Genomic DNA, 17233 nt, shown 5'->3' on the forward strand with positions numbered 1-17233 from the left:
TTATTCCTTCTTTAATTTTGTTGCCCAAAAAACACTAACATTCCATTTTTTTCTAAATAATTTGATATAGCCAAAAGGATTCAGGAAGAAACTTTTATTCAAATTTTTAAAGAAAAGTGTGGTTTTATAACTTAGCAATTGCTCATTCGTATCATACAGTAATCGAAACAACATAACAGTTGGCGATGGTTTTGGCGGAATTACTTCTTCTTGCCAACGCAAGGTAGGTTTGGTTCTGAATCCACCCATCGGCGCTTTTAAATGTAAAATATTGGAAGTAGAAATATACAAAATATCAAATCCTCTTTGTCGCAATTGCATTCCGAAATCATTGTCTTCTCCAAAACCAAATTCGTAACCCATATTAAATCGAAGACCTTTAAGGCAAGAAGATTTTACAAAAGCATGACCTGCGCCAAAAACGGTAAATTGCTTTGGCGTTTGTCGCTCAATAATTTGTGTTTTCAAATGACAAGCCACCAAAAATACTTCGTTACCGGTTGATCTAAACGATTCCATTGCCCTTTCGAGTAAATCATTTTCGAAAACAATATCATCATCGGCCAAAAAACAAAACTCGCTTTCTATCAAATCCAATCCAATATTTCTTGCATTACAAGCGCCACTTTGATGGGTGAAATGGTGTTTGATAGCAAAAGGCCAAGTGTTATTTTGGATAAAATCCAATTCGGAAACACTGTCTTCTAATGGATTTTGTTCAATGATGATTACGTTAGTCGGTAAATGAGTTTGTGATGCCAAATGGTTAAGCACATCAAGCAAATATTGTTTTCTTCCGATAGTGGGAATTAATACATCTATCGTTCCTTTCTCAATGATGGATTTGGTAGAAATTAACGAAATTTGGTTTAATCGCTCGGGGTTAAAACTTCTCTTTTTATTAAACAAAGAAGTGACCAATGGCATTAAAGGAAATCGTTTTTCAAACAGTAATAAATTGAAAAACAAAAGAAAAATCCAACGCGTTCGGTAATGTTGTTTGGTGAATTTAAAAAGTTGTGAAAGACTTTCCTTTGGAACAGACTCTTCAATACTTTTTCCCTTAAGTAATTTCGGTTCGGAATAGCATAACAATCCGTGAACAATAGCTCTTTTGGCAAAGGAATGAAGAAAATAATCAAAATTGTTTTCAACTTTTAAATCAAGTTTACAAGCTTTTAAAACTGAAGCTTGAATTGCGCCAACTTGACTACTCGTTTGCCAAGTAGCATATCGAACTTCTTTATTGATTTTAATAAAAGGCGAATCTTCGATATAACCCAATTCTCTTCCGAAATAATTATTGTCCGAAGGATTGAACGAAAAAAGCAACTTTTGGTGATGGAATAAACTTTCAACAACGGCAACATTCAAATGATTTCTTTGACTTTCGTGACACCAAACCAATATTTCATGCTCCAATTGATCCGCAAAATCAAGTAACACCGCCACTACATTCCGATGGATTTCCTTCGAAAAATCGGACGCCGTATCGGAAACGACTTCGGTTACTTTTGATTTGTTGTGATAAATTATAATCATGACTGTTCTTTGCTTTATTTCAGATTAGGTCCGGCGAACGTAATAATTTCATTACCTCTGAATCTGACCGTTTTGTGCGGATAATTCATTTTTTTGAAAAACTCCTCTACCTTGACATACGTTTTTTCACCATTGACAATATGATAAGAAGCGATAGCAAAATTGGGTTTCAGCGTTTTAATCGTTTCAACACAACCATCAAGTGCTTCAATTTCGGCACCTTCGATATCCATTTTGATAAAATCCAATTTGGCAATGGCACTACTTTTCACCCAATTGTCAATAGTCACCGCTTGCTTCTTAACGCAATGTTCTGCATCGGGCATCCAAACCGCGGAAGAACCAACTGTTCCGGCTTCGTAAAAATCAATCAGCTCATTTTTATTCCAAAGAAGTAAATCCTGAATGATTATATTGTTCGTTAAATCTTCGTTTAGACTGATATTTTTATGAATTCTTTCGATATTGAATTTATCCGGTTCGAAGGCAAATACCTTTCCGTTTTGACCTACCAATTTGGAGAAGAAAACAGACAAATGCCCACAATTGGCACCTACGTCAATTACAATATCCTCATTTTTTACTTTATAAAAATGCTGGTAATAATTAAAATCATCGACAATTGGATACAAAGCTTCGTTAGTAATCAAAAAAAGATTCTGAAAAGTAGTTTTGTAAGTTGCTTTTCCGTTGGTTTCAACCAAATCAAAAGCCACATTTTTCGGCTTCAACAACCTATAGTAAAATAACTTAAGGCGTTCTTTGACATTTCCTTTCGGCACCAATTGGCTGAGTATTTTTTTTAATGCCTTTTTCATTGGATTATGGATTTATAAAAATCGGCACTTTGCTTGGCTACTACTTCTATGCTGAATTTTTGTTCGACTTTTTTTCTCGCGGCGGCACCAAATTGATTTCTCAAAGCTTCATTTTCGAGTAATGTGATTATTTTTTGGGCAAATTGTTGGTGTTCTCTTGGAGGAACCAAAAAGCCATTAACGCCATTGTCTATAACCTCTGTTGCCCAACCAATATTGGAAGCCACGATGGCTTTTTGCATCGCCATTGCTTCTATCCATGAAACCGGTAAAGCTTCCGCAAATGTAGGGAAAACGCAAACGGTTGCCGCATTAATATGTTCCTTGATGGTTTCATAAGGAACACTTCCCAAATAGGTTACCTTTTGAAAAGCAGCTTTATCAAATAAGGGTTGCATCATTGACCAAACAGAGGAATTTCCGGTAACGACATCCGAAGCATCTCGTCCGATGATGATTAGTTTGGCTTGATTATTTTCTTTGTAAACTTCATTAAAAATCAAAGGCAATTCGAGTGACCCTTTTTTTCGGATGAGTGTCCCAAAGTACAAAATAATGTTTTCTTGTTTAGTATTTGAATCATTTTCTGAAAAATTCTCCAAATCTATACTATTGGGAATAATCGTAAAATCTGTTTTTAACGAAAACAATTCCTTCGTCACATCGGCTGTGTATTGGCTAACCGAAAGTAATGCCTCGGCGTTTTGCAAAGCTTTTTTCTCTCGAAATTTATTGAGGGTTTTAACCGGTCTTTGGTCCAAATGACAAAAATAAGTATCCGAACCATTTAGCCTTATCACCACAGGACAATTGGGTTTAATTTCGGAAGTGATTCCGGTCCAATCCGGTGCTTCTACAATATCAAGGGCTTTGTTTTTGACTAAAGTATTGATGAGTTTTTGGATTTTCTTTTGGGTCAAAAGTCTGGAAAAACCTTTTAGCTTGACGTTTTTGATTCGGTAATAATGAATATCATTTTCTGTAAAAACCTCATCTTCTTTTTGGCCATAAACTAAAACATAAACTTCATGTCCGGCTGTCATCAAACCTTTGGCTAAATTCAAAATACTCGTCCCTATTCCACCGGACGAACCCATTTTGGGATGCGGAAATTCGGGTGTTAGAAAAGCCACTCTCATGTTAGTTCGGGAATTCGTGAATGTAATACGCCGATAAATCTTTATCGATAATGGTCATCTTGGAAGGCAAAACCGTTTTTCCTTCCGGAATATCGTCGGTTACCACAGCATTCGCACCGATTACTACATTATTGCCAATAGTAATATTGCCAAAAACACCGGCATTCGGACCGATAAAAACGCGATTACCAATAGTGGGCACACCTATCTTTTGACCATAATTGCTGACACCAATCGTAATGCCTTGAGAAATATTGCAGTTTTCACCTATGACGCTATCGCCATGGATTACGACATTGCCAAAGTGACCAATGTAAAATCCTTTTCCTATTTGTGTTCTATAAGAAATATCAAAACCATACTTGACTTTAAGACGTCTTAACCAAAGGAAAAAAAAGTAAAATAATAAGCGATTCTTAGTACGATAATGCTGTACTAAACGAAAAATAGTCATGAATTTTAAACCCGGAATCGGATGCGAAATAAAGACAAAGAACAGCGTTCTAAAATTGATTTTAGAAAGGTTATATCGTTTATAATCTGCTAAAAGTAGACTTTTAACCATACTAGTCTTTTATTATATTTCTTATGGCTGTCCAAATTCTCTCCGAAGCCAATTCGGACGGATGCTGATTGATTTTTTCAAACCATTGTTGGGCATTGACAATGATAGCATTGGCTTTATTACCCATTCCTTTTATAAGGCAATCTTCCATTTCAGCTGGACTATTAATCCACAAAACCGCGTCTTTATTCGGCATTGATCTGAAATGTATAAATTTATAAATATTTTTTACAGTCCAATGTGGAAATTGCACATTCGGAACATCATAATTGATATAAGCGCAAGGCTTTTGAAAAGATACATAATCAAAAACCATTGACGAACCCAAATTAACCACCATCTCCGTGTGAGCAATCGTATTCATTTGAAGCATCAAATCTTCTTTGGTTGGCAAAATGTCGTGCCAGGCTTCACCCATTTTTTTCCATTTGGGATTGACACTGACAATTATATCTTTATATTGCTCTAAAACAGCGTCATAACGGTTTGAAAAATCAACCGGACATCTTCTGAAAACAATGCCTAAATTATGCCCTTTTTGATTGAGTTTTGCCACCGCTGCAGCAGTATCTGACAAATAAGTTGGATCGTTCGGTGAAGTGGTCACATCATCTCCCGAAAAACATATATATTTTTTAGTTAAATCTAATTGGTATTCCTTGAAAAAAGCTTCTTTTGAAAGGAGTAAATCCTTTTCGGTATGGGTTTCAAACTGTGGCGTTCCGGTAACAAACACCTGATTTTCTTTGAGATGCGGATAATAATACAACAACTCATTTTTCATGTGATTACTCCAAACAAAGTAGTAATCAGTTTCAATAATTTTGGTGGCTTTGGGCAAATTATCCCATGAGAAAATAAACGTTGCAGTCGGAATTCCTAAATCCTGCGCTGCCAATATAGGTGCAATCGCCAGCATCATTCTCTGATTGGTACAAAAAACAAAATCGGGTTTCTCTTTTTCAAGTGTTTCCAGACTATCGAAATACAATTTGGTCTTTCGTTCCTGCTTGACAATATTTTTTCTGATACGTTTCAACCCTTTTTCGGAATTATTCCAAAAAACCAACCAATTAGTACTAACGCTTTTTAGTGATGATTTAATATCTCGGTAAGAAAATGGAAATCTATAAGAATCGTATACTTTATCTTTTGATTTTTTGATACTAAGATTTAGCTCAATTTGGGTTTGCGCTTTTTTTAAAATATCGGTTAACGGATGTACTTTGGCATTTTGAAAGCATATTTCTTTGAATCCCAATTCGCTTAAATTAAAAGGCGTATTATTCCAAAAAGTAATGTCATTTCCCTTATTTATACCAATGCTGTGAAAATTGGTAAAAGCAAAGTTCTTTAAACCCACACCATCAGGAAGCAAAATAAATATTTTTTTATTTTCAGAATTTATCATTTTTTCAAAATTTGGGCCGTATTAATCCATTGCCAAATGTGAAAACTACTTTGATTATCTCCTTTAAAGAAATTAGCCAATTCGTTTTGCAACTGTTTTTTATCAAACCAATTATTCTTTTCCAATAGTCCAACTTCAGCCATTACCCAATCTTTCAAATCGGCTGAAAGCCATTCTCTTTGTGGTGTTTGCAAAGGTCTTTTGGGTGCCAAAACTAAGTCTTTTTGCAAAAACTTCTCGGCTATTTTACGAAGCATCCATTTTTGAGCACCATCTTTTATTTTAAAATCGGTTGGTCGGCTGAAAACATATTCTACCAATTCATAATCCAAAAACGGTTCGCGCAATTCTGTGCCATACATCATAGAAACTCGGTCATTAAAACGCAAAGCACGAGGAATTTTGGTAAAAAACAAATCGCGGTATTGCAAATTGAGTAAATGGTCTTCAAAAGGCTTTGGATAGTTCGTTTTACCGTAATCTTTAGCAAAATCACTGTCTAAAACACCGATTCTAAAAGGCGACTTTGTTACACCTTGCACTATACTATTCGAATTGGAAACATAGTAATCATAACCTGCCCAAGCTTCGTCTGAACCCTGGCCGTCAAGCAAAACCTTTACCCCTTTTTCGCTGGCTGTTTTAAAGATTTTAGCATAAGCAATCGTTGGAACACCACCATAAGGTTCAGCCTGATGTTGTGCCATTTTAGAAGCCAAATCCGGAATTTCATTTGCAGATAGAGAACAAACATTCAAATGATAAGGTCTTTGTTCGAGCATCAGTTTTACCCAAGGCAATTCATCATAGCGCTCGTCATTGGTTACAAAAGTAAAAGCCTCAATCGTTGATTTGTCTATATTTTGTTGGTCAATCAGTGCCAATAAAGTACTCGAATCCAAACCTCCACTCAAATTAAATCCGATAGGAACATCGGCTCTGAATCGGAAATTGATAGCTTTTAGAAGCAAATTGGTGATGTATTCTTCTTCGTTTTGCTCAAAATGATTTTGCAATTTCACAATTCGTTCTTCAAAATGATACCATTTTTTAATTTGTAAATGGTTGTTTTTTAAAGTCAAAAAATGTCCGGCTTCGAGTTGGTGTATGTTCGCCCAAAAGGTCTCATTGGGCAAACCATAACTGCCTTCGGAAAAGAAGTTAAGCCAAACCTTATCGTTTGGAATTTTAGCAATATCAGCTGCAAAAAGCGTGTTGATTTCTGAAGCAAAATAAAAGTCATTTTGGTCGAAAAAATAATAAAACGGCTTTACACCAAAGCGGTCTCGTGCGGCAAATAACGTTTGTTCTTTGAGGTTCCAAATGGCAAACGCAAACATACCATTGCATTGGTCCAAACACTTTTCACCCCATTCGCGGTAAGCATTGAGTAAAACTTCAGTATCTGATTGTGTTTTGAAAGTATATTTGGGTTGGAGCAATTTTCGCAGTTCCAAATAGTTGTAAATTTCTCCATTGAAAATCAGCACATAATTACCGCAATCGCTCAAAAAAGGTTGGTTTCCGGCAGCGGATAAATCAATAATACTCAAACGGTTGTGACCTAAAGCCACTCGGTTTTCAATTAACCATTTTCCGGTAAAGTCAGGTCCGCGATGTTTTTGTACACCGAGCATGCTCAACAAAGTATGCTGATGGGCATTGGGTCCAATGATTCCGGCAATTCCGCACATAAGTTATTATCTTATTCTATAATTAATAGCCGTTTTGATTTTATAAACCGCATAATCTATCTGTTGTTTCAACGTTGGATTGGTAAAAATCAGTTGCAATCCACCGGAATAAGTGTCAGAAGGAAAAGGTCCGTAATCCGGACTTTTATAATTTGAAATCACTCTGGTGTACAATGATTTAGGAAAAATCTCTCTGATGATATTTAATTGCGGAATTCTGTCGCCTTCTATGATGATGATGCCATTATTGGTAATCATATTTTTGATTTTCAACACATGTTCATCGGTACCGTCAATAATGATTAAATCAAATTTTTGAGTCGTTTCAATATCTTTTAACGTATTGAAAATTTGAACTTTTGAATAATACTCTTTTAAATATTTGGCCAAGGCATTTAAACAAAACTCGTTGGCTTCAGTGCCTACGTAATTCAATTTTCGATGCTGCTTTTGATAAAAATCCTGAATACAATAAGCAATAGAACCGATTCCTAGTCCTAATTCTAATACATTTTCGGTTTTGTATTTGTCAACAATATCCACTATCGTTTTCAAGGCAAATTCAGAGGCAATGTGTTGGTTTCCTTCCAGACCGGAAAAATATTTAAACGTGGTTACTGCAATATCTTTATTACTCATTAGGTTATAATTTGTTTAGTAATTTTTCTGCCTTTTCCCAATCTTCCATAGTGTCGATATTTACGTGAAATTCAGGATTACTTTCAAGAAAGGCTATTTTATTTCCGTAAAGACTTCCGTTTTTGATCACTTCCGTTTTACTTACATAGATAGAACCATCACGGTGAAATGCTTTGGGCAATGCTTGTCTTCGGGGAATAATAGTTGTTTCTCCGGTGGCAATTTTCAACAAACCATTTTCGGTTTCTTCAAACGCCCAATGTGGATTGTATTCCAACGGTATCGGTAAAACACTGACCAAACAATCAGCATTGGTATTGATAAATTGCGAAATGGCTTTGTCTATACAGCCTTTTTCGCGAAACGGACTGGTCGGTTGCAACAAACAAACGGCATCAAAAAAGATATTTTGAGCTTCAAAAAAAGCGATAGCGTGTTGCACTACCTCGAGTGAAGTTGAAGTGTCTTCAGCCAATTCCGCCGGACGAATAAATGGTGGTTTACAACCGTAAACTTCAGCGGCTATTGCAATTTCTTCGTTGTCTGTAGAAACCACTATTTGTGTTAACATGGTTGATTCTTTCGCAGAATCTATGGTGTATTCAATCAAGGGTTTTCTACCCAATAATTTGATGTTTTTTTTAGGAACGCCTTTCGAACCACCACGAGCCGGTATTAATCCTAATATTCTCATTAATAGGTGATTGTTTTATGAAACTGCAAAGGCAAATCTTTGAGTAGTTGCGCTATTTTAATTCCGGCGTCGCCTCCGCCATAAATATCAGATTTTGGTCTTTCGTTTTTGGTTAAAAGGGTTGCAATTGCTGTTACAATTTCTTCTTCTGCATAACTTACATCCACTACATTTTGACCACGGTCACGACGGTTTTGGCGCGAACCGATATTGATTGTCGGAACGCCAAGATAAGCACACTCTCGAATTCCTACGCTCGAATTCCCGACCAAACAAAGAGAAGAATGCAATAAATTTAAAAAATCATCACCTTCCATGTTTTTGAAAAAGTGAACATTACTCATTTCATATTTCTCTCGAAACGAACGAATTCCGGTCGAAGTTCCATCGGCTCCGGCATCTACATTGGGCCAAAACCAAAGCGTTGGCTTATTTATTTTTTGAATCGCTCTTAAAGTCGCTTCTATGTGTTTTCTGGAATCTTGGTATTCGTTGGTCACCGGATGTTGCATCACGACGATGTAGCCGTTACTCAAATCAGGTTGCGAACCAACACCTCCATATTTTTCATAAGGATTGAACGTTAGTGCATTATTTTTGGCAACTTCTTGCGCAATGTCGATGGACGGACAACCCGTATTGAAAACGAGCGATTCATTTTCACCCAATTGAATGACCCTTTGTTTGGCATTTTCGGAAGCTACAAAATGATAATCGGCTAATTTGGTAATAGCGTGTCTAACTTTCTCATCAATATTTCCGGTTACTTCGCCACCTTGTATGTGTGCCAAAGGAATATTCATATAAGAAGCGGAAATCGCAGTCGCCATCGTTTCAAATCTATCGGCAACGGTTACTACAATATCGGGACGAAGATTGTCAAAAACAGTAGACAATTCAAGAATTCCGATTCCGGTGGTTTTGGCTGCTGCAGTTAGGTTTTCACCTTCTAAGACATTAAACACTTTGGCGGCAATTTCGAAACCGTCTTTCTCTATATAATTCACCGCACTTCCGTATCGGTCGAGCAAAGCAGAAGCCGCGACAATGAGTTGCAACTCTAATTCAGGGTGTTTTTTGATAGCGGTTAAAACGGTTTTAACTCGGCTATAAGATGGTCTGGCTGTAATAACGACAGCTATTTTTCTGGTGTTGCTCATGCTAAGTCTTCTTCATTCAAAAAATCCCATTGGGACATATTGGTATTCAATTGTCTTCCGATTACTTTTTCAAAATCGGCTGCGGAAATGCCGTACCCTTTGGGCTTTTTACTTTCTAAATCCGCAAAAGTCAGGATATGACCTTGTGGTAAATTTTTATTGATGGCCAATGATTTTTCAAAGATGCTTTTAAGTTCTCTGAAATCTTCATTGCTGTTTTTATTGATTGGGTTATTTTGGGCTACATGAATTTCATTTACTGCTTCCACCAGTTGTTTGGTTTCTTCTAAGGTCAATGACGCAATCGCATCAGGGCCAAACATCGAACGGTTAAAAACCACATGAAATTCAAGTATCTCGGCACCAAGCACTACAGCGGCAATTCCGGTTGAAATTTTAGCTGAATGGTCTGAAAAACCAATGGTCACTTTATACCTTTCTTTTAATTCCGAAATCACATTCAGTCCGAATTGTTCCGGTTTTGTCGGATAAGCTGTGGTGCATTGCAAAATGGAGAAATCCGCCTTTTTACTTTTCAGAAAGTCAACCGTTTTATCTAATTCGGCAAAACTGCTCATCCCTGACGAAATGATGATTGGCTTTCCGGTTTGGGTAATTTTTTCGAGTAAAAGAAAATTATTGACTTCTCCTGAACCTACTTTATAAGTATGAACGCCAACTTCCTCCAGCCAATCCACGGCTAAATTACTGAATGGCGAACAAATAAAATCCAAACCCACATCGTCACAATGTTTTTTGATGTTTTTCCATTGTTCTAAGGTGAATTCCATTCGTTTCCAATAGTCATAACGCGTGGCATCTTCTTTGGAAAATTTCACGCGAAAAGGTTCATGAATACTACTTTCCGCTTCGGCTATGTGCATTTGGAATTTAATTGCCTGAACACCGGTCTGTGCCACGGCTTCAATATAGGAATGCAAAATTCCCAAACTTCCATCGTGAGCTTGCGCAATTTCGGCTATTAAATAAGGTTTGTTGTTCATTAAAAAAAGGTTGTAACGGAAGTAAAAATAAGTATTTTTATGCTTTACGCTATAATTTTACGTGCTTTAATTTGGGGTAAATATTAAATGCTGTTTATGTTAATTCCTTTGGTGGATACAACATTTTGCTAGAGTCAAAAATAACACTTTTGATTCAGACGCTATTTATCTTGGAGTATTTCATTCAGTCTCAATTTAAAATTGGCATCGCTAAAATAATCTCCGAATGGATAAACCGGTTCATCAGACTTTATCCTGGAGAGAATAAGTTGTTCCAACTTATCTTGTATTTCCTTTTTATCATCCATAGTGGCAATATACTTTTCGTCTTTAATAATAGTTCTCAATTCACTCACTTGAGGAGAAATAGACAATACCGGTTTGTTAAAAGAGGCTAAAAACGGTGCTTTACCCACTAGAATATTACAATATAACGGACCGTTTTCTAAGATGATATTGATATCGGCAACATGGGTTTGTTCATAGCATGAATTGGAAAAATTCAAAGTATCTAAAATAACAATGTTGGGTGTTTTAGCATATCGTTCTGCAAGTTTTTTGAGATCAATTCCTTTTAATCTCAAGATAAACTCAGTTTTTTCACTGTAGATTGAATTACTATGAACCAATGCTTCATAAGCATCTAAAAGGTTTTCTATATTTCTGCCAAATTGAATCGCACCATGATAGGCTATGGTTATGGCTTTACCTTTTTTTAAGGCCTTATCAGTATCTGATAAATCAAAAACACTTTCACAATATTGATGAGGCAAGCTGTAAAACTTCTTTCTCGAACCATACAAAAACTGCATGTCTTTTGCCATTGCATTGGCGGAACTCATACAGGTTTTGGCTTGAGAAACCACTTTTTGCATCGATTTCATTTGAAACAATTCTAAATTGGTTAGCTCTTTTGTTGTTCCGACATACCAAAAAATCGGATATGGATCGTGAAAATTAACAATGGCCTTTTTTAATATCGGAAGATTTTTACACCCTAAAATTGTTTCATGAGCCAAACCGGCACTTCTGATAAAAATATGGTCATACCCTTGATAATCAATCTTTCCAATGTAAGAACCATAAACCTTATTAATGTGTTCTATGGCTAATGAAACGCCAAACAATCGCCAATAAAATTTATTAATTAATTTGGTTAAAAAAGGAATTTTTAAGTTTAAAACGTGGCTTTCTATGGAATCAACAGGTAATAAATGCAATTGATCATCACTCGGCTGACTTTTAAGATAAACTACATTAATAATCGCATTGGGATGAGCGTTTCTTAATCGGTATAAAAAGGAGCGAGAAATGATACCCTGACTGGTTCCGGACACTCTTAAATCTTGCTCGATTATTAAAATTTTCATTTGTTTTTTATTTTAAGGCTTTCCTAATCCTGTAAAAACTTAACCTTACCGGCAAAATAACATAAAAAAAACGCCATTTGAGTTGATCTATCTTGGACAGTTCAAGGATAGTTAAAATTTTTTCAAATAAAGCATACTCTTTAAAATTTATTGAAATAGCCATAAAATAACGGACAATAGCATAAGACAATAATTTCTTTTCTTTCAAATTTTTTATTACCAACAATATTGCATTAACATAAGATTCTCTTCTAATCGGGTTATGATTATAAAACTCTCCTGTGTTTGATTCAGGATGTTTACGGCCATAGAACAAGCATTTGTCAATGGAAATCCCTTTGTATCCTGAAGAAACAATTCTGGAGTACAATTCCCATTCTTCCGCATACATCAAATGTTCTTCAAACCTATTGTGCTCAAAGCATTCTTTTTTCCACATTACAGCGCAAGAATTAAAAGGAAGTTCATTCTTAATCATCGCTTCTACATCATTCTGGTCGATGTAAAATGAGGTGTAATCTTTGGAAAAATCAAATTGATAATCAAAAACACCAAAAAAGACATTTCGGATATAACGACAAAAATAAATATTGGTATCAGCCAATTCAGAAACACACAATTCTAAATTTTGCGGATGCGGAAGATCATCGTCATCAAAAAAGATAATACATTCACCTTTCGCCAAATCTAAACCATAATTTCTACAACCCGGCAAACCTTTTACGTACTTATCGGAACGTTTTAAAAACTGAAAACGCTTGTCCTGACTGAGAATAGGTGCGATAACTTCGGCTGTGTTATCCGTTCCGCCATCATCAATAATGAGACATTCCCAATCGGAAAACGTCTGATTTTGAATGGACAGCAAAGTCTCCAAGATAAAATTGGCCCTGTTATAGGTTGCCATGATTATGGTTACTTTTACTCCGTTCATGCTGTTATGGTTAAAAACATTGGCTTATTTGTTGGATACTCTTTTCTTGAAAAATTCATTTATGGTGCTCCTATTCAGGTTGGTTAAATAATGCCACCCTAAAAACCCCCAATCTTTAAATTGCAATGGTCTGATTTTCTTTAGTTCTTCTTGATACTTTCTGAGTATTTTGATCCGTTGGTATTTGGTATAATAGTTTAGTTTTTTTTCAATCAAAAAAGTATAAAAGGCAACAAGAGAATTGCTTTTCAGCGGTAAGTTATCTTTTTTACCGGTAATATTCAAACCCGATAAACGGACACAAACTACACTTTCGTTGATGGAATAAATTGGTTTATCTTCAGCAAAATCGAGCCATGCCCTATCATCACTATTCCAAGCCAATGGATAATTGTAAAATCGGTGCTTTTCAAAGGCACTTTTCAAAAATATATATTCTGAAAGTGAACTTCTGGAAATTTTCATCAGCTTTCTAAAATAAGAATCGGTAGCGCTTTCCCAAATCGGATTGTTACATACTGCGGCTTTGTGCTTGGTTTCCTCTACTATAGTTTGTGAGGCAAATCGAACCAAATTGGTTTTAGAAAGAAATTGAGGAAGTTGAGCATAAAACTGCTCTACAACCGTATCAGTTAAGTAATCATCATCGCCTAAAATCATGAGCCATTCCTCGTTTTTAGTAAGCGAAATGCATCGTTCCCATTGTTTGACCAAAGCTTTCCCACCCAAATTATCATCAAAACGATGGTAAACCCATTGGAACTTATCTTTGAATTTAGCCAACATATCTTTGGGGGTTTCCGGACTCGCATCATCACCTATATAAACTGTAAAACGCTGGTCCGTTTGGCTGGCCAACGAAGCTAGGGTTTCCTCAAAAAAAGCGAGTTTGAAATACGGAATGACGATGGCTAACATTACTGTTTTTTAGTTTTATACAATCCAAATATAGAAAAACCAAAAAAGGTTTTACAAAATAAATCGATTACAAATTTCTCACTTTTTAATTGGGCTGCGTGATGGGTTTCCGTTTTTTTATACAGTAAAAAAAGATCCAAATAATATTGTTGACATTGTTCACTGTACTTTTTAAATATATAGTCGTTGTTGGCTTGTTGCATCGCTTCTGTGAACGATCTGATCATGGACTTTTTGGAGACATAATATCGGAAAGTGATTTTGTTTAAATGATGGAATTGAACATTTAAAACTCCTAAAGCTATCCAAAAATCCCAATCTTCATGGCCTTGATAGGGCATATTTTCATCATAACCACCAACCTCAACCCACAACTGCTTTTTGTAAATGGCACAAGCATCAATATAATTGGCGGCCAATATTTTTTTGAAATCGTAAGGTTCAACTTCCCAAAGACCTTGCTTTTCTCCGAAATAGGCGGCATGTCCGTAAACCACTCCAATATTGTTATTTGCTTCAAAAACAGTGATGGCCTCTTTAGCAAAATCTGCCATCAACAGATTATCTGAATCCAAAGGTAAGATGTAGGTTCCTTGCGCTTTTTCAATTCCAAAATTGCGGGTTTTGCCTAAACCTTCATTGGATTTGGTAAAATATTTAAATCTGTCGTCCTTTTTCACCCAACTTAAAGCGATAGCTTCTGTGGTATCGGTTGAACCATCATTGACAATTATGGCTTCCCATTTTTGGAAATTTTGCGCAACGACGGATTCCAAAGTAGCTTCTAAAGTGGCTTCAGAATTATAGCACGGAATAATGATACTAAGCACAGGATTCATAGGTATCGATAAGATTTTATCAAATTAAAAAACAAATGCAATTTCCTTGCTATTTTTTGGGAAGGATATTTATAATTCGACACATTAGACAAAGACTTTTTGATTTTTTGAGAGACTATTAATTTCTCCTTTTCCGTAAGATAAAAATAAATCTTTTTGTAAAAAAGCAGGTATTTATTTTCTGCTTCTACGGGTTTCACTTTCGACCAAATGCCGTCACCATGAATGCGATACACGCTCATAACTTCATCTATACAGGCAATCTTTTTTTGCTGACTTACCACTTTATATACTCCTAAATCTCCGAAAGGCAAAGTAGTAATCCAGTCAGGAATAATCAAATTTTCTTGATTCCTGAACATTACACTGGCGGTTGTAATAAAATTATAATACCGCAACAATTCTTCATAAGAAAAAGGAACAGTATTAAATGGCTTGGGCACTTTATGTAATTTCAATTCAGCATCTTTCAACATATTAGCTCGGGTAAAGCAAATATTGCAGTCTTGGTTGGCTTCCAAAAAATCAACTTGTTTTTGTAGCTTTAATGGATCAGTCCAATAATCATCTCCTTCACACAAGGCAATATATTTTGCTCCGGTTTCAATACAATGTTGGTACATAAAAATCCCGTTAGGACTAGCGCCTAAGTTTTTTTCGTGTAATATTAATTCGATTGTATCAGGGTATTTCGCTTTATATTCCTGAAGCAGTTTTCTGGTAGTATCTGTGGAACAGTCATCGCCAATATACAGTTTAAAATCAAAATTGGTTTGTTGCATTACAATAGACTCCATGGCCTGTACAATATAAGATTCATGATTATAAGTCACCATCCATACTGCTACAAAAGGGTTTCTATTATTTTCAACTTCCAAATCCAAATCCTGACTTTTCATTACTGTAGTGATCTCTAAAAATTATCTTTTTACAAATAGTATGTTGAAAAGATTGGGTTCGTTGGGAACATTGAATCTTTTATCTTCTACAAATCCATTCTCATTCAAAAGCGAAATTATACTTTTAAAATTAGGATCGATTTCATTCAATTCAAAAATAATTCCTTTTAGTTCTTTACTTTTCAGCGTTTTAGCAGCACCAATTAAAAAAGGCATTTCAGAACCATCGATATCAATCTTTAGATAATTGGGTGCCGGATAAATTCCTTCTTCCACAAAGCTGTCAATAGAAATCAACTGAATCTCTTGATTTTCAACAAAATTGAAGTTCAAATCATTACGAATTTCGCCATGCTCAACCACTTTCTGATGTCCGCCTTCCCAAGGTTGTCCAATGTTGATAATCGCTTTTCCATTATTGGCTCCAACTCCTGCGTTTATGGCTTTAAGTCTATCTTCGCCAATATTGTTGATTGCTATATTTTGTGAAAAAACAGAGAAATTTTTGGCTTCCGGTTCAAACGACACTACTCTAACGCCTTTTAAAGCGGCGTATAAAGAAAAACGGCCTTCGCAAGCACCTAAATCATACAGCACTTGATTGGGTTTTATGGTATCAATAAAATCCAGGTTCTCGGTTTCATAATTCATTCTGGCGCATAGCTCAAGTGAACGGGTATAAGTCATTAATTTAAAGTCTATTCCACGAACTTCTACTTCGCTGTATTTCTTTTCTTCAGTGTTCATTTATGAGTAAATTTTTGATAGGTCATCTATTGACGGGAAGTCTTTTGTAATCAATTCTTCCATTGGTTTATAAATATAAGGATGCGCAAATTTTCTTTGGATAAAAGACGAATCCTCTAAATCATTGTACCTGAAATGGCAACTCCATCTGGGATTATTGGTGATGTTATCGCCGCTTTGGTGAATTAAAAAAGAAGAAAAAAGTAAGGCGTCACCGGCATTAAGTTCTACAGAAATTAATTTTTCTTTTTCGGCTTCGCTTAAAACCACCATACCGAAACCATTTTCAATATGATCTGTTCTTAATCCGTCCAAATGACTTTTAGGCAATACTTCTAAGGCGCCCAATTCTTTATTGATATCAACTAAGGGTATCCAAATCACAACAGAATTCAACGACCCTTGCATACTTCTCCAATCCTGATGGGCATCGACGGTATGAAATACTTTTTGTTTGGCTAACTTAGGATGATTAAAATACAAAACAGGTCTGGTGCTGACAATGGGTGTTTTCAGTCCCATTTTTTTGAGCAGTTCCACAATTTTAGTATCAAGAGACAAAGTGTGTAGGCTAATCAAATGCTGCGCTTGTTTACCGCAATTGGAAAGACACTCTAAATCGTCTTCAAACAAACGATATAAAAAACTGTTGAATTGGGCTTCGTTAATCTCTTCTAAAACACATTGTGCAACATATTTTTTTTCTATAAACTGCCTTAAAAAAACATTTTTCGCGTCTTTTAAAACTGCTTCAATCGCTTGTTTAGGAAAAAAATTCTCCAAAATCAGGTATCCGTTTTTATTAAAAAATTCAATTTCCTCTTTCATAATTCAAAAAAAACAATTTTAATTTGATTCAA

General features: G+C 35.6%; 17 protein-coding genes. All 17 read right to left on the bottom strand.

Annotation, left to right across the window (positions count from 1 at the left end):
• A complete protein-coding gene (locus tag B3C16_RS03560) occupies positions 1-1542 on the bottom strand; it encodes a glycosyltransferase family 2 protein (protein WP_291128846.1) in 1542 nt (513 codons plus the stop codon).
• Positions 1543-1556: 14 nt separating this feature from the next.
• On the bottom strand, positions 1557-2360 hold the full coding sequence (locus B3C16_RS03565) for an FkbM family methyltransferase (RefSeq protein WP_291128849.1): 804 nt from the start codon (positions 2358-2360) through the stop codon (positions 1557-1559).
• Positions 2357-3499: a glycosyltransferase family 4 protein gene (locus B3C16_RS03570; protein ID WP_291128852.1), complete on the bottom strand. Its 1143-nt coding sequence runs from the start codon at positions 3497-3499 to the stop codon at positions 2357-2359. The genes B3C16_RS03565 and B3C16_RS03570 overlap by 4 nt, the downstream gene beginning before the upstream one ends.
• 1 nt (position 3500) lies before the next feature.
• The gene (locus B3C16_RS03575) at positions 3501-4064 is read right to left on the bottom strand and encodes a serine acetyltransferase (RefSeq protein WP_291128855.1); all 564 of its coding nucleotides are present in this window, start codon (positions 4062-4064) and stop codon (positions 3501-3503) included.
• 1 nt (position 4065) lies between these two features.
• Positions 4066-5475, bottom strand: a complete 1410-nt coding sequence (locus B3C16_RS03580) for a UDP-glycosyltransferase (protein ID WP_291128858.1) — start codon at positions 5473-5475, stop codon at positions 4066-4068.
• Complete coding sequence (gene asnB, locus B3C16_RS03585; RefSeq protein WP_291128861.1) at positions 5472-7169, bottom strand: asparagine synthase (glutamine-hydrolyzing); 1698 nt, start codon at positions 7167-7169, stop codon at positions 5472-5474. The genes B3C16_RS03580 and asnB overlap by 4 nt, the downstream gene beginning before the upstream one ends.
• A 6-nt stretch (positions 7170-7175) precedes the next feature.
• Positions 7176-7808, bottom strand: coding sequence for a hypothetical protein (locus tag B3C16_RS03590; RefSeq protein ID WP_291128864.1), 633 nt, complete (start codon positions 7806-7808; stop codon positions 7176-7178).
• A 4-nt stretch (positions 7809-7812) separates the two neighbouring features.
• The gene (locus B3C16_RS03595; RefSeq protein WP_291128867.1) at positions 7813-8502 is read right to left on the bottom strand and encodes a cytidylyltransferase domain-containing protein; all 690 of its coding nucleotides are present in this window, start codon (positions 8500-8502) and stop codon (positions 7813-7815) included.
• The gene (gene neuC, locus B3C16_RS03600) at positions 8502-9662 is read right to left on the bottom strand and encodes a UDP-N-acetylglucosamine 2-epimerase (RefSeq protein ID WP_291128870.1); all 1161 of its coding nucleotides are present in this window, start codon (positions 9660-9662) and stop codon (positions 8502-8504) included. The genes B3C16_RS03595 and neuC overlap by 1 nt, the downstream gene beginning before the upstream one ends.
• Entirely contained in the window at positions 9659-10666 is a 1008-nt protein-coding gene (locus tag B3C16_RS03605) for an N-acetylneuraminate synthase family protein (protein ID WP_291128873.1), read from the bottom strand. Before B3C16_RS03605 ends, neuC begins: the two co-directional genes overlap by 4 nt.
• 161 nt (positions 10667-10827) lie before the next feature.
• Positions 10828-12036, bottom strand: a complete 1209-nt coding sequence (locus tag B3C16_RS03610; RefSeq protein WP_291128876.1) for a hypothetical protein — start codon at positions 12034-12036, stop codon at positions 10828-10830.
• A 7-nt stretch (positions 12037-12043) separates the two neighbouring features.
• Positions 12044-12970 (bottom strand): glycosyltransferase family 2 protein, encoded by a 927-nt coding sequence (locus B3C16_RS03615; protein ID WP_291128879.1) that lies wholly within the window; start codon positions 12968-12970, stop codon positions 12044-12046.
• A 24-nt stretch (positions 12971-12994) separates the two neighbouring features.
• Positions 12995-13888, bottom strand: coding sequence for a glycosyltransferase family 2 protein (locus tag B3C16_RS03620; RefSeq protein WP_291128882.1), 894 nt, complete (start codon positions 13886-13888; stop codon positions 12995-12997).
• Positions 13888-14727 (bottom strand): glycosyltransferase family 2 protein, encoded by an 840-nt coding sequence (locus B3C16_RS03625; protein WP_291128885.1) that lies wholly within the window; start codon positions 14725-14727, stop codon positions 13888-13890. Before B3C16_RS03625 ends, B3C16_RS03620 begins: the two co-directional genes overlap by 1 nt.
• Positions 14724-15626 (bottom strand): glycosyltransferase, encoded by a 903-nt coding sequence (locus B3C16_RS03630; RefSeq protein WP_291128888.1) that lies wholly within the window; start codon positions 15624-15626, stop codon positions 14724-14726. Before B3C16_RS03630 ends, B3C16_RS03625 begins: the two co-directional genes overlap by 4 nt.
• Before the next feature lie 21 nt (positions 15627-15647).
• Positions 15648-16373, bottom strand: a complete 726-nt coding sequence (locus tag B3C16_RS03635; protein ID WP_291128890.1) for an FkbM family methyltransferase — start codon at positions 16371-16373, stop codon at positions 15648-15650.
• Positions 16374-17201, bottom strand: coding sequence for a phytanoyl-CoA dioxygenase family protein (locus B3C16_RS03640; RefSeq protein ID WP_121312964.1), 828 nt, complete (start codon positions 17199-17201; stop codon positions 16374-16376).
• Positions 17202-17233: the final 32 nt, after the last annotated feature.

Source organism: Flavobacterium sp. UBA7682 (genome assembly GCF_002482945.1).
In the GTDB taxonomy this organism is placed as follows: domain Bacteria; phylum Bacteroidota; class Bacteroidia; order Flavobacteriales; family Flavobacteriaceae; genus Flavobacterium.